Consider the following 24,970-nt stretch of genomic DNA (forward strand, 5'->3'; position numbering starts at 1 on the left):
ACGACTCAGTCGCGAATGGGCGGCGGCGCGATGACTTCGCGCGAGCCATTGGTATTCATGGATGTGACGACGCCGGCCATTTCCATGGCTTCGATCATCCGCGCGGCGCGGTTGTAGCCGATCTTCAGCTTGCGCTGCACGGCGGAGATCGAGGCGCGGCGGCTTTCGGTGACGAAGCGCACGGCCTCGTCATAGAGCGGATCCTCCTCGCTGCCCTCGCCGCCTTCGCCGCCGCCGGCACCTTCGAAGCCGCTGCCGGCCTCCTCGACGCCGGCGAGGATTTCCTCGACGTAGTCAGGCGCACCGCGTGCCTTCCAGGCCTCGACGACCCGATGAACCTCGTCGTCCGAGACGAAGGCGCCGTGCACGCGGATCGGCAGGCCGGTCCCCGGTGGCAGGTAGAGCATGTCGCCATGGCCCAGCAGCTGCTCGGCGCCGCCTTGGTCGAGGATGGTGCGCGAGTCGATCTTGCTCGAAACTTGGAACGCCATGCGGGTGGGAATGTTGGCCTTGATCAGACCGGTGATCACATCCACCGACGGACGCTGGGTGGCGAGGATCAGGTGGATGCCGGCGGCACGCGCCTTCTGCGCGATGCGGGCGATCAGCTCCTCGACCTTCTTGCCGACGATCATCATCATGTCGGCGAATTCGTCGACCACCACCACGATGGTCGGCAAGGCCTTCAGGTAAGGCGGCTCGTCGTCCATGGATTCGCGCTTGTAGAGCGGATCGTGCAGGGGCGCGCCGGCCTCCTCCGCTTCCTTGATCTTGCGGTTGAAGCCCGCCAGGTTGCGCACGCCCATCGCCGCCATCAGCTTGTAGCGTCGCTCCATCTCGGCGACGCTCCAGCGCAGCGCGTTGGCGGCCTCCTTCATGTCGGTGACCACCGGGCAGAGCAGGTGCGGGATGCCCTCGTAGATCGACAGTTCGAGCATCTTCGGGTCGATCATGATCAGCCGCGCCTCTTCCGGGGTCGACTTGAACAGGATCGACAGGATCATCGCGTTGACGCCCACCGACTTGCCGGAACCGGTGGTACCGGCCACCAGCAGGTGCGGCATCTTGGCCAGGTCGGCGATCACCGGCTTGCCGCCGATGTCGTGGCCCAGGGCCAGGGTGACCGGCGACTTGGCGTCGTCGTAGGGCGCCGACGACAGCACCTCGGAGAACCGCACGATCTGCCGGTCCTCGTTGGGGATCTCGATGCCGACCGTGGTCTTGCCCGGGATCACCTCGACGACACGTACGCTGATCACCGCCAGCGAGCGCGCCAGGTCCTTGGCCAGGTTGGAGATGCGGCTGACCTTGACGCCGGGTGCCGGCTGGATCTCGAAGCGGGTGATGACCGGGCCGGGATGGACCGACTCCACCGTCACCTCGACGCCGAACTCCTTTAGCTTGATTTCCAGCAGGCGCGACATCGCCTCGAGGGATTCGGGCGAAAACTGCTTCTGCTGCTTTTCGGCGACATCCAGCAGGGAGATCGGCGGCAGGCTGCCCTCGATCAGCGGATCGACGAACAGCGTCGCCTGTTTCTCCTTCATCACCCGCTTGCTCGGCTCGGTGGCCTTGGGCGCAACGGGCGGCTCAATGACCGGGGCCGGACGCTTCTCGCGCTCGCTCATGTGCCGGGACAGCGACTCCTCGCGCTCGAGCAGGCGCTCCCTGACCCGCGCCTGCTCCTTGCGATCACGCACGACCGGAGCGGCGACTTCACTGACCCGCTCATCGACCTCCCGCAGCTGGGCGACCAACTGCTTGCGCTCGCTGCGCGCTGCCCACCAGCGGCTGAAACCACTCTGGATCAGCTCGAGCAGATCGAGGGTGATCTTGCCAGTCAGGTCCATGACCTTGAACCAGGAGAGGTCAGTGAACACGGTCAGCCCGAAGAGGAACAGCGCCAACAGCCCCAGCGTACTGCCCTGGACGTTCAGCGAGCTGACCGCGAGCTGGCCTAGGCTTTCGCCGAGCGCACCGCCGGCCGAGGCCGGCAGGGCCTCGGCCGCGCGGAAGTGGATATAGGCCAGCGCCGAGCCAGACAGCACAAGGAAGACCAGGCCGATCAGGCGCCAGGAAAACAGCCAGCCATTCCAGCGCCACGGCTGGTGCCGCGCGCGGAACACCTGCCAGGTCTTGATCGCCAGCAGCAGGGGGAAGAGATAGGCGAAATAACCGAGCGCCATGAACAGCACGTCGGCAAACCAGGCGCCGGCCCGACCAGCCGCATTCTGCACCTGCTGCACGTTGCTGGTGTGAGTCCAGCCGGGATCGGAAGGCTCGTAGGTGAGCAGCGCCATCCACAGGTACGCGCAGAGCACGCCAAGCGCGATCAGCGCGCCCTCCTTCAGGCGGTAATGCAATTGCTGTCGCCACGACGAAGCCGTCGCAGTGGTAGAGGAGTTCTTCAAAACGCTTCGTTTCCTGCGCCCTTCAGCGCGCTCGATGAACCGGTGACGGCTGTAAGCCGGGCATTGTACGGGTTTGTCGGTCTGATCGCATGTCGGTTCCGCAGCGCTCGGGCATTCGCACGTCGGTTCGGTGTAGCATAATCTCCAGTTTTCGCCGTGCGTCTCGACTGGAGCACGCTTTCCATTAGGCAACAAAGGCTTATGAAGGCTATTTATGAGTGAAGTCAAGCATTCGCGTCTGATCATCCTTGGTTCCGGCCCGGCCGGGTATACCGCCGCCGTGTACGCTGCGCGGGCCAACCTCAAGCCTGTCGTGATCACCGGCATCCAGCCCGGAGGCCAGCTCACCACCACCACCGAGGTCGACAACTGGCCGGGTGACGTGGAAGGCCTGACCGGTCCGGGCCTGATGGAGCGCATGCAGCAGCACGCCGAACGCTTCGACACCGAGATCGTCTTCGACCACATCCACACCGCCGAACTGCAGCAGCGCCCGTTCACGCTCAAGGGCGACAGCGCTACCTACACCTGCGACGCGCTGATCATCGCGACCGGCGCCTCGGCCCAGTACCTGGGCCTGCCGTCGGAGGATGCCTTCGCCGGACGCGGGGTCTCGGCCTGCGCCACCTGCGACGGCTTCTTCTACCGCAACCAGGTGGTGGCCGTGGTTGGCGGCGGCAACACCGCCGTGGAGGAAGCGCTCTACCTGTCGAACATCGCCAAGGAAGTGCACCTGATCCATCGTCGCGACAAGCTGCGCTCGGAGAAGATCCTGCAGGACAAGATCATGGAGAAGGCCGCCAACGGCAATATCCGCCTGCACTGGAACCACACGCTCGAGGAAGTCCTGGGCGACGACAGCGGCGTCACCGGCGTGCGCCTCAAGAGCACCGAGACCGGCGCGGAAAGACGGCTGGACCTGGCCGGCGTGTTCATCGCCATCGGCCACAAGCCCAACACCGAGCTGTTTGCCGGCCAGCTGGCGATGCGCGACGGCTATCTCGTGGTTAGGGGCGGCGGCGAAGGCGATGCCACCAGCACCAGCATCCCGGGCGTATTCGCCGCTGGCGACGTTGCCGACCACGTCTACCGCCAGGCGATCACTTCCGCCGGCGCCGGCTGCATGGCGGCACTCGATGCCGAGAAGTTCCTCGATAACTGACTGGGCTCGGCGGGCCCGGCCCGCCGCCCCTTGCCCCCGCCCATGCTGACCTGGCTGCACCGTCACGACACCTGGTTCCCTCCGCTCGAGCAGGCGCTGCGCGAGCCCAACGGACTGCTGGCAGCCGGTGGCGACCTGCGCCCCGAGCGCCTGATCGCCGCCTACCGGCACGGCTGTTTTCCCTGGTATCAGGAAGGCCAGCCCATCCTCTGGTGGTCGCCCGATCCTCGCACCGTACTCTTCCCGGCCGAGCTGCATGTCTCGCGCAGCCTGCGCAAGCGCATTCGCCAGGGTGAGTTCCAGGTGACCTTCGACCAGGACTTCACGGCGGTAATCCGGGGCTGCGCCGCGCCGCGTACCTATGCCGATGGCACCTGGATCACCACGCCGATGCAGCACGCCTACCTCGAACTGCACCGAATGGGCATCGCCCACTCGGTGGAGGTCTGGAAAGACGAAGCGCTGGTAGGCGGGCTGTACGGCCTGGCAATGGGTCGGCTGTTCTTTGGCGAATCCATGTTCAGCCGCACCACAGACGCCTCCAAGGTAGGTTTCGTAACCCTGGTGGAACGACTGGCCGACCGCGGATTCGAAATGATTGACTGCCAGATGCCCACCCGGCACCTGGCAAGTTTTGGCGCCCGCCCGATTCCCCGCAGCGAATTCGCACAACTGCTCGAGCGCTATCTCGACCCACCCGACAGGACGAATTGGCGAGCGTAGTCGAGCATGACAAGCTGACCTACACTGAACGCAAGTTTCGTGAGAGTTGACCATGACTTCACTGGCCCGCCTCAAGTTCTATGCAACGCAGCCCCATCCGTGCAGCTATCTGCCCGACGAGCAGGCCACCACCCTCTTCCTCGACCCCAGCCAGCCGATGGATGTACACGTCTATGCGGAGCTGTCCGAGATGGGCTTCAGGCGCAGCGGCGACCACCTCTATCGGCCGCACTGCCAGCGCTGCTCGGCCTGCATACCGGCCCGGATCCCGGCCGACAGCCTGGTGCCCAACCGACAGCAGAAGCGCATCCTCAAGCGCAACGCCGACCTCCAGGTCAAGGCGGTACGCCCGTGCTTCACCGAGGAGTACTACGCGCTCTACGCCACTTACATCGAGAGGCGGCATGCCGACGGCGACATGTACCCGCCCAGCCGCGAGCAATTCAATACCTTCCTTGTGCGCGACCTGCCCTTCTGTCGCTTCTACGAGTTCCGTCATGCCGGGCGCCTGCTGGCACTGGCCGTGACCGACGTGCTGCCCAATGGGCTTTCCGCCGTCTACACCTTCTACGATCCGAACGAAGAGCGGCGCAGCCTCGGGCGCTACGCCATCCTCTGGCAGATCGGCGAGGCGGCCCGGCTTGGGCTCGACGCCGTCTATCTCGGTTACTGGATCAAGAATTGCCGGAAGATGAACTACAAGACCGAATACCGCCCGATCGAGCTACTGGTCAGCCAGCGCTGGATAACCCTCAGCTGAGGGCCTTGGCTCGACAGGGGTTTTCAGGCACAATACTTGCCGTTTTTGCCGGCGCATCTCCCGGCGTTCATTGATATCGAGGACTCTGCTGAATGTCGAAAGAAGACAGCTTCGAAATGGAAGGTACTGTCGTCGACACCCTGCCCAACACCATGTTCCGCGTGGAGTTGGAGAACGGGCACGTCGTTACTGCGCACATCTCCGGCAAGATGCGCAAGAACTACATCCGCATTCTTACTGGTGACAAGGTTCGTGTAGAACTGACCCCTTACGACTTGAGCAAGGGTCGCATCACCTACCGCGCCCGCTGAGCAGACACCAGAAAAAACGCCCGGTCTGACCGGGCGTTTTTTGTTTCCAGTTTCCTCAGACGGCAGCGCTCGACTGCCGCCCTCTCAACTACGCCAACTCGGCCGTGGTTTCGAACTCGAAGAACAGCTCGTCATCCCGCAGGTCGACCCGCACCACACCGCCATGGTCGGCCAATTCGCCAAACAGGATCTCCTCGGCCAGCGGCCGCTTGATCTTGTCCTGGATCAGCCGCGCCATCGGACGTGCCCCCATCCGTGCATCGTAGCCATGCTCGGCCAGCCAGCCGCGCGCCGCATCGGAGACCTCGAGCGTGACGTGCTTGTCCTCGAGTTGCGCCTGCAGCTCGATGAGGAACTTGTCGACGATGCTCTTGATGACCTCGTGACTGAGACGGCCGAACTGGATGATGGTATCCAGGCGGTTGCGGAACTCCGGTGTGAAGCTCTTCTTGATGACCTCCATGGCGTCGGACGCATGATCCTGCAGGGTGAAGCCGATGGAGGCCCGCGCGGCAGTCTCCGCCCCCGCATTGGTGGTCATGATGATGATCACGTTGCGGAAGTCGGCCTTGCGACCGTTGTTGTCGGTCAGCGTCCCGTGGTCCATGACCTGCAGCAACAGGTTGAAGACCTCGGGGTGAGCCTTCTCGATCTCGTCGAGCAACAGTACGCAATGAGGCTGCTTGGTGATTGCCTCGGTCAACAGCCCACCCTGGTCGAAGCCTACATATCCGGGCGGCGCACCGATCAGCCGCGAAACGGTATGCCGCTCCATGTACTCGGACATATCGAAACGCACCAGCTCGATCCCCAGCGCCCGAGCCAGCTGCCGCGCCACCTCGGTCTTGCCGACACCGGTCGGCCCGGCGAACAGGAATGAGCCGACCGGCTTGTCAGGTGCCTTCAGCCCGGCACGCGACAGCTTGATGGCGGTAGCCAGGGAGGCGATGGCGTCGTCCTGGCCGAACACGGTCAGCCTGAGGTCACGCTCCAAGTTGCGCAGCAGTTCCTTGTCGGAACTGGTCACATGCTTGGGCGGGATGCGGGCGATCTTCGCCACGATGTCTTCGATCTGCTCGACCTCGATGCGCTTGAGCCGCGCGCTCTCGGGCTGGAGCCGCTGGAATGCGCCCGCCTCGTCCACCACGTCGATGGCCTTGTCGGGCATGTGCCGATCGTTGATGTAGCGCGAGGCCAACTCGGCCGCTGCGCGCAGCGCCTCGTCGCTGTATTCGATGTTGTGATGCTGCTCGAAGCGTCCCTTGAGACCGCGCAGGATGCCGACGGTGTCCTCCACCGAAGGCTCGGAGACATCGACCTTCTGGAAGCGACGGGCCAGCGCACGATCCTTCTCGAAGATGCCGCGGAATTCCTGGAACGTGGTCGAGCCGATGCAGCGAATTTCCCCCGACGACAGCAACGGCTTGAGCAGGTTGGACGCATCCATCACCCCGCCCGAGGCGGCCCCCGCCCCGATGATGGTGTGGATTTCGTCGATAAACAGGATCGCCTGCGGGCGCTTGCGCAGCTCGCCGAGCAGCGCCTTGAAGCGCTTCTCGAAATCGCCGCGATACTTGGTCCCAGCCAGCAGCGCACCGAGATCGAGCGAATAGACAACGCTCTCGCGCAACAGGTCCGGGACCTGCCCGTCGACGATGCGCTTGGCCAGCCCTTCCGCGATGGCGGTCTTGCCGACGCCCGCCTCGCCGACCAGCAGCGGGTTGTTCTTGCGGCGCCGCGCGAGAATCTGCGCGACGCGCTCCACTTCATGCTCGCGCCCGACCAGTGGGTCGATGCGCCCTTGCCGCGCCTGCTCGTTCAGGTTGCTGGCGTAGGCATCCAGCGGATTGCGACCGGCCGCGGCATCTCCACCCTCGTCATCCTGCATGTCGGAGTCGGACTCCGGATTGCTTCCGGTCCCGGGCACCTTGGAGATGCCGTGAGCGATGTAGTTGACGACATCGATGCGCGCGACGTTCTGCTGCTTCAGCAGGAAGACCGCCTGGCTTTCCTGTTCGCTGAAGATCGCCACCAGCACGTTGGCACCGGTGACCTCCCGCTTGCCCGAACTCTGCACATGGAAGACCGCACGCTGCAAGACACGCTGGAAACCCAGTGTCGGTTGCGTTTCGCGCTCTTCGTCGTGCTGTGGAATGAGTGGCGTGGTGGAGTCGATGAACTCCTGCAAGTCATGACGTAGTTTGTCGAGGCTGGCGCCGCATGCGCGCAGGACGGTGGCGGCGGCTTCATTATCGAGCAGGGCCAACAGGAGGTGTTCAACCGTCATGAATTCATGGCGCTTGGCACGTGCCTCTTTGAAAGCCAGATTCAGGGTGACTTCGAGTTCACGGTTCAACATAGCTTCACCTCTTACCCCAGCAGTCGGAGTTAACCGTCCTTCTCGATCTCACAGAGCAGCGGGTGCTGGCATTCCCTTGCATATTGATTGACTTGCATCGCTTTGGTTTCAGCAATGTCGCGGGTATAAACCCCACAAACTGCACGGCCTTCGGTATGAACTGCGAGCATGATCTTGGTCGCCAGCTCTCGATTGTGGTTGAAGATCGACTCGAGAACTTCGACCACGAAATCCATCGGTGTGTAGTCGTCATTGAACATGACAACTTTATACATCGAGGGTGCCTTCAGCGCCGGTTTGGCCTCCTCCACCGCCAGCCCGGAACCGTCATGGGGCTCGTCTGCATCGGGTCGCTGATCCTGATTGAATGTTAGTCGAATATGAGCAAATGCACGCATGGCTACGTTCTGGAAGGGCTGGATGCCGAATGGATTGGGAGCTTCGCAACTGGCGGACGAGCTGCCTTGACTAACCGAAAAACAGTGATACAAACAGTCTATGCCTGCTACGGGTATACGAGCGCAACATCGGCGTCACGCCCATCGAGCGCGGAATGAAACGGATGTTACTCCGGTGACGGACTCCTTGCAGAGGGACAACAGCATGCTAAGCGGTAAGGTCAAGTGGTTCAACAACGCCAAGGGCTACGGGTTCATCGTAGCAGACGGCGGAGATGAGGACCTGTTCGCCCATTATTCAGCCATTCAGATGGAAGGTTATCGGACGCTGAAGGCCGGGCAAGCAGTCATGTTCAATATCCTGCAAGGGCCCAAGGGCCTGCATGCCGTGGAAATCCGGCCGCAGGTCACTGCAGAGGCAGCCGCCGCCGTACAGATCGCCGAACAGGCAGGAACCAAGACGCCGGCCTGAGTGCGTCGCGACTCGTGAGTGAGAAAGGGCCGATCATTCGATCGGCCCTTTTCTTCTTACATGTGGGCGATCGCAGCATCACCGAACGCCGAGCAGGACAGCAGGGTCGCGCCGTCCATCAGCCGCTCGAAGTCATAGGTGACAGTCTTGGCGGCAATCGCGCCCTCGACGCCTTTGATGATCAGGTCCGCTGCCTCGACCCAGCCCATGTGGCGCAGCATCATTTCGGCAGAGAGCACCAGCGAGCCCGGATTGACCTTGTCCTGGCCGGCGTATTTCGGCGCGGTGCCGTGAGTCGCCTCGAACATGGCCACGGTATCCGACAGGTTTGCCCCCGGCGCGATGCCGATCCCACCAACCTCGGCCGCCAGGGCGTCGGACAGGTAGTCACCGTTGAGATTCAGCGTGGCGATCACGTCGTATTCGGCCGGGCGCAACAGGATCTGCTGCAGCATCGCATCGGCAATCGCGTCCTTGACGACGATCTCGCTGCCGGTGTTCGGATTCCTGAACTTCATCCACGGGCCGCCATCGAGCAACTCGGCGCCGAACTCGTCGCGCGCCACCTCGTAGCCCCACTCCTTGAAGGCACCCTCGGTGAACTTCATGATGTTGCCCTTGTGCACAATGGTCACCGAGCTGCGGTTGTTGTCCACCGCATACTGCAGCGCCTTGCGCATCAGCCGCTTGGTACCTTCCTGGGACACCGGCTTGATGCCGATTCCGCAGTTATCGGTGAAGCGGATCTTCTTGACCCCCATTTCCTCGGTCAGGAACTTGATGACCTTCTCCGCTTCCGGGGAGCCGGCTTTCCATTCGACGCCGGCATAGATGTCCTCGGAGTTCTCGCGAAAGATCACCATGTCGACATCGCCCGGCTTCTTGACCGGGCTCGGCACGCCGGTGAACCAGCGGACCGGACGCTGGCAGACATACAGGTCGAGTTCCTGGCGCAGCGCGACGTTCAGCGAGCGGATACCACCACCGACAGGCGTGGTCAGCGGACCCTTGATTGACACCACATAGTCACGGACCGCCTCGAGGGTTTCCTTAGGCAACCAGGTGTCAGGATCATAGACCTGGGTCGCTTTCTCGCCCGCGTAGACTTCCATCCAGGCGATCTTGCGGCGACCGCCGTAGGCTTTCGCGACCGCCGCGTCGACGACCTTGATCATCACCGGCGAGATGTCGATACCGATGCCATCCCCTTCTATATAAGGAATGATCGGATTATCGGGTACGTTCAACGAGTGGTCGGCATTGACGGTGATTTTGTCACCGCTGCTAGGCACCTGGATCTTCTGGTATCCCATGCTGGACTCCGTTTCTGTGGTTAAACAGCAGTTGCAGTCTCCCCGAGCGTAGCCTACGGACGCCGACGCAACTACAGTTCGTTCGTCGTAGCCGGCAAGGCATTCTTAGCAAGCTAGGCACAATGATATACTCCGGCGATGACTGCCGAGTCATACAGGCGAGCCATCCCTAACCGGACAAATCGTCTAGTCGGACCCGCCGAATGGTTACCTCATTCGACGCTCGTCCTTTGGGTGCATTCACATCACCGCGGCGAACCCCGATATCCGGCTCGTGCAACGAGTGCAGGAGCGCCTACCCGCGCGCATCGTGGTTCTGTGCACGCTCAGCAAAGAGAGAGTCAACGCCAAATGCCTTCGAAGATTACCTATACCTTCACCGACGAAGCCCCAGCCCTCGCCACTTACTCGCTCCTTCCCATAGTAGAAACCTTCGCCTCCTCGGCCGACATCTCGGTCGAGACCCGCGATATCTCTCTTGCCGGGCGCATCCTTGCCTCCTTCGCCGACCAGCTCGATGCAGATAAGCGCATCGAGGACGACCTGGCCGCACTGGCCGACATGACCCAGTCCGCTGACGCCAACATCATCAAGTTGCCGAACATCAGCGCTTCGGTACCGCAGCTCAAGGCCGCCATCGCCGAGCTGCAGGCCCAGGGCTACAACGTGCCGAACTACGTCGACGAGCCGCAGACCGACGCCGAGAAGGACGCCCGCGCCCGCTACAGCAAAGTGCTCGGCAGCGCCGTGAACCCGGTTCTTCGCGAAGGCAACTCTGACCGCCGCGCACCGGCCGCGGTCAAGGCCTACGCTCGCAAGCATCCGCACTCGATGGGCAAGTGGAGCAAGGCTTCCCAGTCCCACGCCGACTACATGCGCGGCGGCGACTTCTTCTCCAGCGAACAGTCCATCACCATGGCCAAGGCCGGTGACGTGCGCCTGGAGTTCGTCGGCAAGGATGGCCAGGTCGAACTGAAGAAGCAGCTCGCCCTGCAGGAAGGCGAAGTGCTCGACAGCATGTTCATGAGCTGCAAGAAACTGCGCGCCTTCTTCGAAGACACCCTGCAGGACTGCAAGGAAACCGGCGTTATGTGGTCGCTGCACGTCAAGGCGACCATGATGAAGATCTCCCACCCGATCGTGTTCGGCCATGCCGTGACCGTCTACTACAAGGACGTGTTCGACAAGTACGGCAAGCTGTTCGAAGAGCTGGGCGTGAACCCGAACAACGGCATCTCCAGCGTCTATGACAAGATCAAGTCGCTGCCGGTCTCGCAGCAGGAAGAAATCCTGCATGACATCCACGAGGTCTACAGCCACCGTCCGGAAATGGCGATGGTCGACTCGGTCAAGGGCATTACCAACCTGCATATCCCGAGCGACGTCATCGTCGACGCCTCGATGCCGGCGATGATCCGCAACTCCGGCCAGATGTGGGGCAAGGACGGCAAGCAGAAGGACACCAAGGCGGTGATGCCGGAAAGCACCTACGCCCGCATCTACCAGGAGATGATCAACTTCTGCAAGACCAACGGCGCCTTCGACCCGACCACCATGGGCAGCGTCCCGAACGTCGGCCTGATGGCCCAGAAGGCCGAGGAATACGGCTCCCACGACAAGACCTTCGAGATGACTGCCGACGGCACCATGCGCGTCGTGCTCGCCGACGGCACCGTGCTGATGCAGCACGAAGTCGAGAAGGGTGATATCTGGCGTGCCTGCCAGACGAAGGACGCGCCGGTCCGCGACTGGGTGAAGCTGGCCGTGACCCGTGCCCGCCAGTCCGACACCCCGGCGGTGTTCTGGCTCGACCCCGAGCGTGCGCACGATTGCGAGCTGCAGAAGAAGGTCGAGACCTACCTGAAGGACCACGACCTGACCGGCCTGGACATCCACATCATGGGCTACAACGAAGCCATTCGCTTCTCCATGGAGCGCATGATCCGCGGCAAGGACACCATCTCCGTCACCGGCAACGTGCTGCGCGACTACCTGACCGACCTGTTCCCGATCATGGAACTGGGCACCTCGGCCAAGATGCTTTCCATCGTTCCGCTGATGGCAGGCGGGGGCATGTACGAAACCGGCGCCGGCGGCTCGGCACCCAAGCACGTGCAGCAGCTGATCGAAGAGAACTACCTGCGCTGGGATTCGCTGGGCGAGTTCCTGGCCCTGGCGGTTTCGCTGGAAGAGCTGGGCATCAAGACCGGCAACCCGAAGGCCAAGCTGCTCGGCAAGACCCTCGACGCCGCTACCGGCAAGCTGCTCGACAACAACAAGTCGCCGGCACGCAAGATCGGTGGCCTGGACAACCGTGGCAGCCACTTCTACCTGGCGCTGTACTGGGCCCAGGAGCTGGCAGCGCAGACCGAGGACGCGGAACTCGCCGCCCACTTCGCACCGCTGGCCAAGGCACTGACCGAGAACGAAGCCAAGATCGTGGCCGAGCTCACGGCCGTCCAGGGCAAGCCGGTGGATATCGGTGGTTACTACCACTCGAACCCGGAGCTGACCAGCAAGGTGATGCGCCCCAGCGAGACCTTCAACGCAGCGCTCGCCGCCCTGGCGTAAACCTGCGTAGCTAGCGTCACTCGCTGAGAAAGCCCCGGCCACGCACCGGGGCTTTTCTTTTTCCGCCGACAGCCAGGCTGGTATGATTCGCCCCCTTTCCAGACCGGACGGGCACATGACCTGGCAACCGCACATCACTGTCGCCACCATCGTCGAGGATCGCGGCCGCTTTCTGCTCGTCGAGGAACTCAAGGCCGGACGACACGTCCTGAACCAGCCCGCCGGCCACCTGGAGGCGAACGAAACGCTGCGCCAGGCCGCGATCAGGGAAACCCTCGAGGAAACCGCCTGGCAGGTCGAGCTGACCGGCGTGGTCGGCATCTATCTCTACACCGCCCCCAGCAACGGCGTGACCTACCAGCGCGTATGCTTCGCGGCACGCCCGCTGTCCCACGCGCCCGAGCGCGCACTCGACGACGGCATCGTCCAGGCCACCTGGCTGACCCGCGACCAGCTGGCCGCGCAGCCGGAGCGCTGGCGCAGCGAGCTCGTCCTGCGCTGCATCGACGATTATCTGACCGGCCCGCTCCACCCACTCTCCGTCGTCCGCGACTGAACCACCGATTCGTCCCGGCCGGGACGGCCTGATAGAATCCCTCGCATTTTCCCGGATCGCCTCGTACACCATGCCCAACTCGTCATCCGCCCCAGCCCTGAAACCGCGCGTCATCGTCGGCATGTCCGGCGGCGTGGACTCATCCGTCTCCGCCCTGCTGCTGCTCGAGCAGGGCTATCGGGTCGAAGGCCTGTTCATGAAGAACTGGGAGGAAGACGACGGCACAGAATACTGCACCGCCAAGGAAGACCTGGCCGACGCCCAGGCCGTGTGCGACCGGCTCGGGATCAAGCTGCACACCGCCAACTTCGCCGCGGAATACTGGGACAACGTCTTCGAGCACTTCCTCGCCGAGTACAAGGCCGGCCGGACGCCGAACCCGGACATCCTGTGCAACCGCGAAATCAAGTTCAAGGCGTTCCTCGATTACGCCCTGATGCTCGGCGCCGACCTGATCGCCACCGGGCATTATGTCCGCCGTCGCGACCGCGACGGCCGCAGCGAGCTGCTCAAGGGGCTGGACCCGAACAAGGACCAGAGCTACTTCCTGCATGCCGTGGGCGGCGAACAGCTGGCCCGCTCACTGTTCCCGGTGGGCGAGCTGGAAAAGCCCGAGGTCCGCGCGATCGCCGAACAGCATGGCCTGGCGACGGCGCGCAAGAAGGACTCCACCGGCATCTGCTTCATCGGCGAGCGGCGCTTTTCCGACTTCCTCAAGCAATACCTGCCGGCCCAGCCTGGCGATATCGAAACTACCGAGGGCAAGGTCATCGGCCGTCACCATGGGCTCATGTACCACACCATCGGACAACGCCAGGGGCTCGGCATCGGCGGGCTCAAGGACGCCGGCGACGACCCCTGGTACGTCCTGGGCAAGGACCTGCAGCACAACGTGCTGGTCGTCGGCCAGGGCAACGACCATCCGTGGCTGTTCTCGCGGGCGCTGTCGGTATCGGAGATGTACTGGGTCAATCCGCTCGAACTGGGTGGCCCGCGGCGCCTGGCGGCCAAGGTGCGCTATCGGCAGGACGACCAGCCCTGCACGCTGGAGCGCACCGGCGACGCTTATCGCGTGGTGTTCGACTCGCCGCAGCGCGCCGTGACCCCGGGGCAATCGGTGGTGCTCTATGACGGCGAGATCTGCCTGGGAGGCGGCGTGATCGAACACGCCGAGCCCTGGTTCGAGGGCGCCGGCGTATGACGGCGCTCGATGAGCAACTGGTCGCCCTGGGCGCGGTTTTCCAAGCCGCCACGCTGGTCGACCGCATCGCCCGTACCGGCCAGTCGGCACCGGCACCGCTCGGCTGCCTGCTGCGCAGCCTGCTGGTCCGCTCGCCCGACTCGACGCTGGAAATCTACGGCGGCGACGACATCAACCTGCGCGACGGCTATCGCGCCCTGGTCGGCGCCCTCGAACGCGAGTCGAGCAGCCTGCAACGCGAGCCGCTGCGTTATGCGCTGGCGATGATCGGCCTGGAGCGCCAGCTCGACCGCCGCGGCGACATGCTGGACGTGATCGCCAGTCGCCTCGACCAGATCGAGATGCAGGTCGAGCACTTCGGCATCGACCACCCGAATGTCATCGCCTCCTTTGCCGCGCTGTACCAGGACACGCTCAGCACCTTCCGCCAGCGCATCCAGGTGCAGGGCGACATGCGCCACCTGCAGCAGCCGGACAACGCGGCGAAGATTCGCGCGCTGCTGCTCGCCGGCATCCGCTCGGCCCGCCTGTGGCGCCAGTTGGGCGGGCATCGCTGGCAGATGATATTCAGCCGCCGCAAGCTGCTGGACGCCCTCTACCCGCGCGTGCGTCCGTGAAATTTCGAGCGCCGGTCTCGCCGGCGCTTTCGTGTATAATCTGCGCCCTCTTTTCGTGCCTCACTGTCGAGAACGCCTCTTATGCAGCTTTCCTCGCTCACGGCGGTTTCCCCCGTCGACGGCCGCTACGCCGGCAAAACCAGCGCCCTGCGCCCGATCTTCAGCGAATATGGCCTGATCCGTAACCGCGTTCTGGTCGAAGTACGCTGGCTGCAGCGCCTGGCTGCACATCCGGGCGTTCCGGAAGTGGCGCCCTTCTCGCCCGAGGCGAATCAACTGCTCGAGCAACTGGCGCAGGATTTCCAGATCGAGCACGCCGAGCGAGTAAAGGAATTCGAGCGCACCACCAATCACGATGTGAAGGCCGTCGAGTACCTGCTCAAGGAGCAGGCCAAGCGCCTGCCGGAATTGGCAAAGGTCAACGAGTTCATCCACTTCGCCTGCACCAGCGAGGACATCAACAACCTGTCCCACGCGCTGATGCTCCGTGAGGGCCGCGACCAGGTGCTGCTGCCGCTGATGCGCCAGCTGGCCGATGCCATCCGCTCCCTGGCCGTGCGGTTCGCCGATGTGCCGATGCTCTCGCGCACCCATGGCCAGCCGGCTTCGCCGACCACCATGGGCAAGGAACTGGCCAACGTCGTCTATCGCCTGGAGCGCCAGATCGCCCAGGTCGAGGCCGTGCCGCTGCTCGGCAAGATCAACGGCGCCGTGGGCAACTACAACGCGCATCTCTCCGCCTACCCGGCGGTGGACTGGGAAGCCAATGCCCGCGAGTTCATCGAGAACGACCTGGGCCTGGCCTGGAACCCCTACACCACCCAGATCGAGCCGCACGACTACATCGCCGAGCTGTTCGACGCCATCGCCCGCTTCAACACCATCCTGATCGACTTCGACCGCGACGTCTGGGGCTACATCTCCCTCGGCTACTTCAAGCAGAAGACCGTGGCCGGCGAGATCGGCTCCTCGACCATGCCGCACAAGGTCAACCCGATCGACTTCGAGAACTCCGAAGGCAACCTCGGTATCGCCAACGCGCTGTTCCAGCACCTGGCCAGCAAGCTGCCGATTTCCCGCTGGCAGCGCGATCTGACCGACTCCACCGTGCTGCGCAATCTCGGCGTCGGCTTCGCCCACAGCGTCATCGCCTACGAGGCCAGCCTCAAGGGCATCGGCAAGCTGGAGCTCAACGCCCAGCGCCTGGCCGAAGACCTCGATGCCTGCTGGGAAGTGCTAGCCGAGCCGGTCCAGACCGTGATGCGTCGCTATGCCGTCGAGAATGCCTACGAGAAGCTCAAGGACCTGACCCGCGGCAAGGGCATCACCCCGGAGGCCCTGCAGGCCTTCATCGAGGCCCTGGACATTCCGGCCGAGGCCAAGGCCGAGCTGCGCAAGCTGACGCCCGCCAGCTACATCGGCAACGCCGTCGCCCAGGCCAAGCGCATCTGACCGACTTCATGTCTGCACGCCCGGCTGTGCCGGGCGTTTTTATTTGCAGCTCTGCACAAAGAGCAAGGTGTTACGCATGACTTCTGATATTCCACTTCAACTCCTGGGCGGCATCAGTGCAAGGGAGTTCCTGCGCGACTACTGGCAGAAGAAGCCGCTGCTGATCCGCCAGGCCATTGCGGACTTCCAGAGCCCGATCTCCCCCGACGAGCTGGCCGGCCTTTCCCTGGAAGATGAGGTCGAGTCGCGTCTGGTGATCGAGCACGGCGACCGTCCCTGGGAATTGCGCCGCGGCCCGTTCGGTGAAGACACCTACCAGCAACTGCCCGAGCGCGACTGGACCCTGCTCGTCCAGGCGGTAGACCAACTGGTCCCCGAAGTCGCCGACCTGCTGCAGCACTTTCGCTTTCTGCCGAACTGGCGCATCGACGACGTGATGATCAGCTACGCCGCGCCGGGCGGTGGCGTCGGCCCGCATTTCGACAACTACGACGTCTTCCTGCTGCAGGCCCACGGCAAGCGCCGCTGGCGCATCGGCCAGATGTGCGACAGTGAAAGCCCGCTGCTGGCCCATGACGACCTGCGCATACTGGCCGACTTCCACGGCACCGACGAGTGGGTGCTCGAGCCCGGCGACATGCTCTATCTGCCGCCCCGCCTTGCCCACTTCGGCACCGCCGAAGATGCCTGCATGACCTACTCGGTAGGCTTTCGCGCGCCGAGCGCCGCCGAGGTGCTTACCCATTTCACTGATTTTCTCGCGCAGTTCCTCCCCGACGAAGAGCGCTATACCGACGCCGACCTCGAGCCGGCCGAGGACCCCAGCCAGATCCAGCACGATGCCCTGGAGCGCCTCAAGGCGCTGCTGGCCGAGCACATGGGCGACGAGCGCCTGCTGCTCACCTGGTTCGGCCAGTTCATGACCGAGCCCCGCTACCCCGAGCGCATCGAAGGCCCGCTCATGGAGCAGGACGAACTCTTCGCCAGCCTGCAGGACGGCGCCGTCCTGATCCGCAACGCAGCGGCGCGCCTGGCCTGGAGCGAAGTCGACGTTGGCCTGCTGCTGTTTGCCAGCGGCCAGAGCCGGCTGCTGCCGGCGGAGCTGCGCGACCTGCTGCGCCTGATCTGCTCGGCCGACGCGCTGCACCTGGATAACCTGGCCCCCTGGCTGGGCAACGACGATGCGCGCAACCTGGTCTGGGAATTGGTAAAACAGGGAAGCCTGGAGTTTGCAGATGAATAACGTGCAAGTCCGTATCGCCGACTGGCAGAAGGACAATGCCGACCTGCGGCGCATCCGCGAGGCGGTGTTCGTCGCCGAGCAGGCGGTGCCGCCGGAGCAGGAGTGGGACGCCGACGACGCCGAGGCGGTGCACTTCCTCGCCACCGAGGACGGCTACGCCATCGGTACCGCGCGCCTGCTGGCCGACGGGCAGATCGGCCGCGTGGCGGTGCTGCGCGACTGGCGCGGGCTGAATGTCGGCCACGCGATCATGCAGGCCGTCATTGCCGAGGCCGAACGCCGTGGCCTGGTCGAGCAGAAGCTGACCGCCCAGGTTCACGCGACCCGCTTCTACGAACGGCTCGGCTTCAAGGTCGTCAGCGAGGAATTTCTCGAAGCCGGCATTCCCCATGTCGACATGCTGCGACGAAGCGACGAGCAGCCGTGACCGGTCGCCGTCCTGACGAAACGAGCCCGATGGCCGAAGCACCGGCCATCGAGTTCGTCTCGCCGGGTCGCTTCGAAGTGCGCAACCCATCGCCCGGCAGCCCCGTGCCGCATGCGCCAATCCCGGCTGGCGCAACGCATTCCCAGCCAATCACCGGCCCCGACCAGCTGCGCCTGCACACGCTGGAGATTGCGCGCCGCGCACGACGTTCGTTGCTGATCTACACACCGGACCTGGAACCCTGGCTGTATGACGACGCGACGTTCGTACAGGCCTGCCTCGAGTTCGTCCGCGCTCATCCGCGCAACCAGCTGCAGGTTCTCCTGGCCGACCCGACCCGGGCGATACGCGAAGGCCACCGCCTTGTCGGGCTGGCCCGGCGGCTGACCAGCAAGATCGCACTGCGCAGGACGAACCCTGAAATCGATTGCGGGGATTGTGCGTTCCTCATTGCCGATGATATGTCGCTGATCATGCGTCCCAATGCCGATCAGGCTGCCGGGCTGGTGAGCCACCAGGCCCGAGGACGTGTCCGACAGCAGCGGGCACTCTTCACGCAGGCCTGGGAGCGGGGCATGATCGACCCCAACCTTCGGAGCCTTTACCTATGAGCCTCAGAGCCTTCGCCGCCGCCCTGCTCGTCTGCCTCTGCCCGCCGCTGTGGGCGGCCAGCGAGGTCATCGCGCTGCATCACCGCGCCGCCGACGACATGCTGGAGATCGCCCGTTCCGTGGTAGCCGAGCGAGGCCGGGTCAACGCCTACGGCAACCAGTTGGTGGTCAGTGCACCCGACGCGGTGATCGACGAACTCAAGAGCGTCCTGGCCGAGCTGGACAAGGCCCCGCGGCGCCTGCTGGTCAGCGTCGACACGCAGGAGCAGGGCGCGCTGTCCGAGCGAGGCTTCGCGGTCGACGGCAGCGTCAGAAGCGGCAACGTCGAGGTCATCGGCGGTGCCGGCGAGATTGCCGGGCGCGACCAGGTGCGCATCATCCGCCGCAGCACCCAGGGCCATAACGGCGGCATCCAGCAGGTCCAGGTCAGCGAAGGCTACCCCGCGCTGATACAGATCGGGCAGAGCGTCCCGCTTGCCACCACCGGCGTCGATGGCTACGGGCAGCTGTATCGCGAGACCCAGTACCGCGACGTGGTCAGGGGCTTCTATGTGACCGCCCAGGTAAATGGCGATCAGGTGCAGGTCACGCTCAGCAGCAGCAATGACCGGGTCGACTCCTATCGTCGCGACGTCATCCATACCCAGGCTGCCGACACGCGCGTCACCGGCCGCCTGGGACAATGGCTAACCGTCGGCGGCCTGAGCGAAAGCGGCGAAATGCAAGAAAGCGGCGCCGTGCGGCGCTATTCGACCCAGGGTGCGCAGGACTTCAGCGTGCGGATCAAGGTCGAGGAGCTGCCCTGACCCTGAGTTAGACCTTCGGATGAATTTTGTAGTGCCTCGAGAAAAACACTACAAAAAGCATTGACGGGCCCAAGACCTCAGCGCATCATTGCCTCGCTCCCGCTAACCAGAGGCCCTGGCAAGGGTCTCCGGAGCGCGCTCAAGCCAACCAGCCGAGCCGTTCCGTGACTGTACTGCCCACAAGGCGGACTGACGAGGTTGCGACTGGAACGAGTCGTCCTGAGGGACGGGGTAGCGATAACGTACCAGCCTGTCGATCCGCTTCGAGAAGACGGCCTCGCAGCAGCCACGCACCGCTGCGAGAACGTTCAGCCCGAGCAGTCTCAGGTAGTCGTACCTCCCCCCCTTTCAGTCCTTCATCGTCCCGGTCGATATTTCGACGCTCTGCCGCGTGTTGGCCGCACTGATCAGCGATAGCACGTAGGTTTCGGTGGGAAAAGTCGGTGCTCAACCACACTTATTTTTGAAGGATTGAACAATGTCCGCATATCAAGACGACATCAAGGCAGTCGCCGCCCTCAAAGAGCAACACGGCAGCAGCTGGGCCGCCATCAACCCTGAGTCCGTCGCTCGCATGCGCGCCCAGAACCGCTTCAAGACCGGCCTGGAAATTGCTCAGTACACCGCCGACATCATGCGCAAGGACATGGCCGAGTACGACGCCGACTCGTCCGTCTACACCCAGTCGCTGGGCTGCTGGCACGGTTTCATCGGCCAGCAGAAGCTGATCTCCATCAAGAAGCACCTGAAGACCACCAACAAGCGCTACCTCTACCTGTCCGGCTGGATGGTCGCTGCTCTGCGTTCCGAGTTCGGCCCGCTGCCGGACCAGTCCATGCACGAGAAGACCGCCGTTTCCGACCTGATCGAGGAGCTGTACACCTTCCTGCGTCAGGCTGACAGCCGCGAACTGGACCTGCTGTTCACCGCTCTGGACGCTGCTCGCGAAGCTGGCGACAGCGCCAAGGCTGCCGAGATCCAGAACCAGATCGACAACTACGAAACCCACATCGTCCCGATCATCGCCGACATCGACGCTGGCTTCGGTAACCCGGAAGCTACCTACCTGCTGGCCAAGCGCATGATCGAAGCCGGCGCCTGCTGCATCCAGATCGAGAACCAGGTTTCCGACGAGAAGCAGTGCGGCCACCAGGACGGCAAGGTTACCGTTCCGCATGCCGACTTCCTCGCCAAGATCGCTGCCGTTCGCTACGCATTCCTCGAGCTGGGCATCGACAACGGCGTGATCGTTGCGCGTACCGACTCCCTGGGTGCCGGCCTGACCAAGCAGATCGCCGTGACCAAAGAGCCGGGCGACCTGGGCGACCTGTACAACTCCTTCCTGGATTGCGAAGAAGTTGCTGCCTCCGACCTGGGCAATGGCGACGTAGTCATCAACCGCGGCGGCAAGCTGCTGCGTCCGAAGCGCCTGCCGTCCAACCTGTTCCAGTTCCGCAAGGGCACCGGTGAAGACCGCTGCGTCCTGGACTGCATCACCTCGCTGCAGAACGGCGCCGACCTGCTGTGGATCGAGACCGAGAAGCCGCACGTTGGCCAGATCAAGGCCATGGTTGACCGCATCCGCGAAGTCATCCCGAACGCCAAGCTGGTGTACAACAACAGCCCGTCGTTCAACTGGACCCTGAACTTCCGCCAGCAGGTGTTCGACGCCATGGTTGCCGAGGGCAAGGACGTTTCCGCCTACGACCGCGCCAAGCTGATGAGCGTCGAGTACGACGAGACCGAACTGGCCCAGGTTGCCGACGAGAAGATCCGTACCTTCCAGCGCGACGGTTCGGCCCACGCCGGCATCTTCCACCACCTGATCACCCTGCCGACCTACCACACCGCCGCACTGTCCACCGACAATCTGGCCAAGGGCTACTTCGCCGACCAGGGCATGCTGGCCTACGTGAAGGGCGTACAGCGTCAGGAACTGCGCCAGGGTATCGCCTGCGTCAAGCACCAGAACATGGCTGGCTCGGACATCGGCGACAACCACAAGGAGTACTTCGCTGGCGAGGCTGCTCTGAAGGCAAGCGGTAAAGACAACACCATGAACCAGTTCCACTGAGAACCGGCTCCACCCAAAAGGTGGTGAGCGACAAAGAAAACCCCGGCCCTGCCGGGGTTTTCTTTTTTCGCTAGGGTCCCGGCGTTTCCTCGCCTTCGGTAAACAAACCCCACGCCGAAATGAACAGGGCGGCGACCAACGGCCCGATCACGAAGCCGTTCAGGCCGAAAAGTGCCAACCCACCCAGTGTGGAGATCAGCACGACATAATCGGGCATCTTGGTGTCCTTGCCGACGAGGATAGGCCTCAGGATGTTGTCGACCAGCCCGATGACCAGCACGCCATAGAGCATCAGCACAATGCCCTGCCAGGTCGCACCGGTAACGAGGAAATAGACGGCTACCGGCCCCCATATCAGACCGGCGCCCACCGCCGGTAGCAACGAGAGGAATGCCATCAACACCGCCCACAAGAGCGCGCCGGAGATCCCGAACACGGCGAATATCACGCCACCCAGAGCCCCCTGGGTCAGGGCGACAATGATGTTGCCCTTCACCGTGGCCCGCACCACCCGGGTGAACTTGCTGAAAAGACGCCGTTTCTGGCCATCGCTCAGCGGCATCGCCTGGCGGACCTTGAACACCAAGGCACGGCCATCGCGAATGAAGAAGAACAGCAGGTAGAGCATGACGAAGAAGCCGATCAGGAACTGGAACGTATCCTGACCAAAGCTGAACGCCTTGGTCGCCAGGAACCTGCTTGCCTCCAGGGCACCGCTGTTCAGGCGTTCGCGCAGGCTTCCCGCATCGCCCAGGCCAAGGCGGTCCAGTTGCTGCTGGAGGGTCGCAGGTAGAAGGTCGCGTAGCGGATTCAGCAGGCCGCGAATGTCCAGCTCGCCGGATTCGACCCGCTGAAACAACGTCGCTCCTTCTTGGACCAGCATGGCCGCGATGAGAATCACCGGCAGGACCGCGACGACAAGGCAGACCATCAGCGTCAGCAGCGCGGCTATGTTGTGGCGCTCTCCGAATCGGGCCAGCAAGACTTTGTGCAACGGAGCGAACAGGATCGCGAGGATGGTGGCCCAGAACACCGCGCCGTAGAAGGGCAACAATATCCAGCCGAAGGCGAGCGTGACTACCAGCAGGAGTCCGAGAAAGACCCTGCGCTCGAGCGTGCTTTTTTGCATGGCCGATCCAATAGCTGGCTGTTCTCTTTAGTCCTCGAACGCGACCAGGAGTGCACCTTCGGCTCGTCAGAGCCGGCCAGCTATTGCATCGTTGCTATGGAAAGCCCGCCCTTCACGAGCGAGTGAAAGGATTCAGAGGACCATTGCGGCAACCCAGCCAAAGGCGAGCAGCGGCAGGTTGTAGTGCAGGAAGGTCGGAACCACCGTATCCCAGATGTGGTTGTGCTGACCATCGGCATTCAGCCCCGCCGTCGGGCCAAGCGTCGAGTCCGAGGCGGGCGAGCCGCCATCGCCCAACGCGCCGGCGGTGCCGACCAGGCTGACGATCGCCAGGGGGCTGAAGCCCAGCTCCAGGCCCAGCGGCACGAAGATCGCGGCAATAATCGGGACGGTCGAAAAGGACGAGCCGATGCCCATCGTCACGAGCAATCCGACCAGCAGCATCAACAGCGCACCAACAGCCTTGCTGTTGCCGATCCACTCGACCGAGGCATCGACCAGCGTTTGCACGTGCCCGGTTTCGCGCATGACCTCGGCGAATCCCGCGGCGGCAATCATGATGAAGCCGATCATGGCCATCATCTTCATGCCTTCGGTGAACAGCCCATCGGCCTCGCGCCAGCGCACCACCCCGGAACAGGAGAAGATCAGGAAGCCAGCCAGAGCCCCTATGATCATCGAGTCGAGCCAGAGCTGGACGAGGAATGCCGCAGCAATCGCGACGGCGGCAACCAGAAGGGCAATCGGCGAATAGGCGGCGCCCGTGTCGGTTGCCCGTTCCACCTTCGTCAGTTCGTATGCGCGCGGCTTGCGATAACTGAAGAAGGCGATCAGCAACCCGGTGACCATGCCCAGCGCCGGCAAGGCCATCGCCTCGGTCACCTTGATGCCCGATATGTCGGCACCGCTCTTGGCCACGTTGGCAAGCAGGATCTCATTGAGAAAGATATTGCCGAAGCCGACCGGCAGGAACATATAAGGTGTGATCAGGCCAAACGCCAGCACACAAGCGATCAGGCGACGATCGATCTTCAGCTTCGACATCACATAAAGGAGCGGCGGGACCAGCAACGGGATGAAGGCAATATGGATAGGCAAAACGTTCTGTGACGAAACGGCAACGGCCAGCAGCAGTGCCATCAGCAGCCACTTCACACGCCCACCCCGATCTGCATCCTGGCTTCCCACCATCGCAAGCACCCTGTCGGCAAGCGCATGAGCCAGTCCGCTCTTGGCAATAGCGACGGCGAATGCTCCAAGTAGTGCATAAGAAAGCGCGACCGTCGCCCCTCCCCCCAGCCCTTTGTTGAAAGCGGCCAGCGTCGCTTCGATACCCAAGCCACCCAACAGGCCACCAGCAATCGCTCCGGCTATCAGGGCGACGACCACATGTACTCTCGCCAGGCTGAGAATCAGCATGACCCCAACGGCAACAACGACCGCATTCATGATGTTTGTACCTCGGAGACCGGACCGCAGAAAAAAGCGTGCACTCTGCGTGAAACCGCAGGCTTTGTCAAAATTGGGTTTTCACCTCAAGCACCGACTCGCCCACCTGGGTTGAGGTCAAGGTAGAATTGCTCGGCTTAACGAACAGAGTAAATCACGTGGAAATTTTCAAAGAGTTCACTTTCGAGTCCGCGCACCGCCTGCCCTACGTTCCGGAAGGACACAAGTGTGGGCGCCTGCATGGGCATTCGTTCAGGGTAGCCATCTATATCGCCGGCGAAGTGGACCCCATGACCGGCTGGATCCGCGACTTTGGCGAATTGAAGGCAATATTCAGCCCGATCTACGAACGTCTCGATCACAATTATCTGAATGACCTGCCGGGCTTGGAAAACCCCACGAGCGAGAATCTGGCCAAATGGATATGGAACGAGCTCAAGCCTCTACTCCCGGAGCTTTCGCGGATCCGAATCCATGAGACCTGCACCAGCGGATGCGAGTACCGCGGAGACTAGGACCATCGCCAATAAGGCTGGAAGCACTTGGATCTTATAAGCAGCAAACCGAAGTAAAGCGTGGCGGAAGCTGGTAATGGTTCCGCCACAGTCGTTTGGGCGCGCGGTTGCCTCTGGCCAGACGTTGCGGGCCCTGTATGCAAGAGCACGCCCGACTTTACCGTGGCGATGAGGCTGCTAAACATCGAACCAAAGGTTGGCGCAAGCGATACATCCCCTCATGCAGCGTGGCACCATTCGCACGCGCGGTAGCCGACGTTGCTTGAGGTACTCGGCCTGTCGCCTGGACGACACTAGTTTTTCGCGCCCAAAGACAAACCCCCGACCCGCTAGAGCGGGTCGGGGGTTTGGTATAGGTGCTTGACGATGACCTACTCTCACATGGGGAAGCCCCACACTACCATCGGCGA

22 protein-coding genes are annotated in these 24,970 nt (G+C 63.1%); 16 read left to right on the forward strand and 6 right to left on the reverse strand.

Annotated features, from left to right (window positions below):
* Positions 1-5: 5 nt before the first annotated feature.
* Complete coding sequence (gene ftsK, locus L3N39_RS11140; RefSeq protein ID WP_348983398.1) at positions 6-2,447, reverse strand: DNA translocase FtsK; 2,442 nt, start codon at positions 2,445-2,447, stop codon at positions 6-8.
* A gap of 178 nt (positions 2,448-2,625) precedes the next feature.
* On the opposite strand from ftsK, the gene trxB reads away from it, so the two are divergent.
* The 4 genes from trxB (at position 2,626) to infA (ending at position 5,367) form a co-directional block, all read left to right on the forward strand.
* On the forward strand, positions 2,626-3,573 hold the full coding sequence (gene trxB / locus L3N39_RS11145) for a thioredoxin-disulfide reductase (RefSeq protein WP_237257395.1): 948 nt from the start codon (positions 2,626-2,628) through the stop codon (positions 3,571-3,573).
* Between the two features lie 42 nt (positions 3,574-3,615).
* Positions 3,616-4,296: a leucyl/phenylalanyl-tRNA--protein transferase gene (aat, locus tag L3N39_RS11150; protein ID WP_237257396.1), complete on the forward strand. Its 681-nt coding sequence runs from the start codon at positions 3,616-3,618 to the stop codon at positions 4,294-4,296.
* A gap of 52 nt (positions 4,297-4,348) precedes the next feature.
* Positions 4,349-5,056, forward strand: coding sequence for an arginyltransferase (locus L3N39_RS11155; protein WP_237257397.1), 708 nt, complete (start codon positions 4,349-4,351; stop codon positions 5,054-5,056).
* Positions 5,057-5,148: 92 nt separating this feature from the next.
* Positions 5,149-5,367, forward strand: a complete 219-nt coding sequence (gene infA / locus L3N39_RS11160; RefSeq protein WP_002553999.1) for a translation initiation factor IF-1 — start codon at positions 5,149-5,151, stop codon at positions 5,365-5,367.
* An 88-nt stretch (positions 5,368-5,455) separates the two neighbouring features.
* On the opposite strand, the gene clpA is transcribed toward infA, so the two are convergent.
* Complete coding sequence (gene clpA, locus L3N39_RS11165; RefSeq protein ID WP_237257398.1) at positions 5,456-7,726, reverse strand: ATP-dependent Clp protease ATP-binding subunit ClpA; 2,271 nt, start codon at positions 7,724-7,726, stop codon at positions 5,456-5,458.
* Positions 7,727-7,755: 29 nt separating this feature from the next.
* Complete coding sequence (clpS, locus tag L3N39_RS11170) at positions 7,756-8,124, reverse strand: ATP-dependent Clp protease adapter ClpS (RefSeq protein WP_237257399.1); 369 nt, start codon at positions 8,122-8,124, stop codon at positions 7,756-7,758.
* Between the two features lie 205 nt (positions 8,125-8,329).
* Between clpS and cspD the strand changes: the two genes are divergently transcribed.
* Positions 8,330-8,596, forward strand: a complete 267-nt coding sequence (cspD, locus tag L3N39_RS11175; RefSeq protein WP_284691941.1) for a cold shock domain-containing protein CspD — start codon at positions 8,330-8,332, stop codon at positions 8,594-8,596.
* A 56-nt stretch (positions 8,597-8,652) separates the two neighbouring features.
* Here the strand turns inward: cspD and icd are convergent, their stop codons facing one another.
* On the reverse strand, positions 8,653-9,909 hold the full coding sequence (gene icd / locus L3N39_RS11180) for an NADP-dependent isocitrate dehydrogenase (RefSeq protein WP_237257400.1): 1,257 nt from the start codon (positions 9,907-9,909) through the stop codon (positions 8,653-8,655).
* Positions 9,910-10,260: 351 nt separating this feature from the next.
* On the opposite strand from icd, the gene L3N39_RS11185 reads away from it, so the two are divergent.
* The 10 genes from L3N39_RS11185 to L3N39_RS11230 all read left to right on the forward strand — a co-directional run bounded on the left by L3N39_RS11185 (position 10,261) and on the right by L3N39_RS11230 (position 21,467).
* Positions 10,261-12,480, forward strand: a complete 2,220-nt coding sequence (locus L3N39_RS11185) for an NADP-dependent isocitrate dehydrogenase (protein ID WP_237257401.1) — start codon at positions 10,261-10,263, stop codon at positions 12,478-12,480.
* Positions 12,481-12,595: 115 nt separating this feature from the next.
* Positions 12,596-13,036, forward strand: a complete 441-nt coding sequence (locus L3N39_RS11190; RefSeq protein ID WP_237257402.1) for an NUDIX hydrolase — start codon at positions 12,596-12,598, stop codon at positions 13,034-13,036.
* A gap of 70 nt (positions 13,037-13,106) precedes the next feature.
* Positions 13,107-14,237 carry a tRNA 2-thiouridine(34) synthase MnmA gene (gene mnmA / locus L3N39_RS11195; protein WP_237257403.1) on the forward strand — a complete coding sequence of 377 codons (1,131 nt, stop codon included), beginning with the start codon at positions 13,107-13,109 and terminating at the stop codon, positions 14,235-14,237.
* The gene (hflD, locus tag L3N39_RS11200) at positions 14,234-14,854 is read left to right on the forward strand and encodes a high frequency lysogenization protein HflD (protein ID WP_237257404.1); all 621 of its coding nucleotides are present in this window, start codon (positions 14,234-14,236) and stop codon (positions 14,852-14,854) included. The genes mnmA and hflD overlap by 4 nt, the downstream gene beginning before the upstream one ends.
* Before the next feature lie 81 nt (positions 14,855-14,935).
* Positions 14,936-16,306 (forward strand): adenylosuccinate lyase, encoded by a 1,371-nt coding sequence (gene purB, locus L3N39_RS11205; RefSeq protein ID WP_237257405.1) that lies wholly within the window; start codon positions 14,936-14,938, stop codon positions 16,304-16,306.
* A gap of 76 nt (positions 16,307-16,382) precedes the next feature.
* Positions 16,383-17,549 (forward strand): ribosomal protein uL16 3-hydroxylase, encoded by a 1,167-nt coding sequence (locus L3N39_RS11210; protein WP_237257406.1) that lies wholly within the window; start codon positions 16,383-16,385, stop codon positions 17,547-17,549.
* Complete coding sequence (locus tag L3N39_RS11215) at positions 17,542-17,976, forward strand: GNAT family N-acetyltransferase (protein WP_237257407.1); 435 nt, start codon at positions 17,542-17,544, stop codon at positions 17,974-17,976. The genes L3N39_RS11210 and L3N39_RS11215 overlap by 8 nt, the downstream gene beginning before the upstream one ends.
* A 29-nt stretch (positions 17,977-18,005) precedes the next feature.
* The gene (locus L3N39_RS11220; protein ID WP_237257408.1) at positions 18,006-18,587 is read left to right on the forward strand and encodes a DUF7931 domain-containing protein; all 582 of its coding nucleotides are present in this window, start codon (positions 18,006-18,008) and stop codon (positions 18,585-18,587) included.
* A complete protein-coding gene (locus tag L3N39_RS11225; protein ID WP_237257409.1) occupies positions 18,584-19,393 on the forward strand; it encodes a secretin N-terminal domain-containing protein in 810 nt (269 codons plus the stop codon). Before L3N39_RS11220 ends, L3N39_RS11225 begins: the two co-directional genes overlap by 4 nt.
* 478 nt (positions 19,394-19,871) lie before the next feature.
* Entirely contained in the window at positions 19,872-21,467 is a 1,596-nt protein-coding gene (locus L3N39_RS11230) for an isocitrate lyase (protein ID WP_237257410.1), read from the forward strand.
* A gap of 70 nt (positions 21,468-21,537) precedes the next feature.
* Here L3N39_RS11230 and L3N39_RS11235 read toward each other — a convergent pair whose 3' ends face one another.
* Together L3N39_RS11235 and L3N39_RS11240 are read right to left on the reverse strand one after the other, a co-directional pair.
* Positions 21,538-22,596, reverse strand: coding sequence for an AI-2E family transporter (locus tag L3N39_RS11235; RefSeq protein ID WP_237257411.1), 1,059 nt, complete (start codon positions 22,594-22,596; stop codon positions 21,538-21,540).
* 132 nt (positions 22,597-22,728) lie between these two features.
* A complete protein-coding gene (locus tag L3N39_RS11240; RefSeq protein WP_237257412.1) occupies positions 22,729-24,045 on the reverse strand; it encodes a Na+/H+ antiporter family protein in 1,317 nt (438 codons plus the stop codon).
* 158 nt (positions 24,046-24,203) lie between these two features.
* On the opposite strand from L3N39_RS11240, the gene queD reads away from it, so the two are divergent.
* On the forward strand, positions 24,204-24,560 hold the full coding sequence (queD, locus tag L3N39_RS11245) for a 6-carboxytetrahydropterin synthase QueD (RefSeq protein ID WP_237257413.1): 357 nt from the start codon (positions 24,204-24,206) through the stop codon (positions 24,558-24,560).
* Positions 24,561-24,970 lie beyond the last annotated feature (410 nt).

The organism is Pseudomonas oligotrophica, assembly GCF_021726475.1.
In the GTDB taxonomy this organism is placed as follows: domain Bacteria; phylum Pseudomonadota; class Gammaproteobacteria; order Pseudomonadales; family Pseudomonadaceae; genus Stutzerimonas; species Stutzerimonas oligotrophica.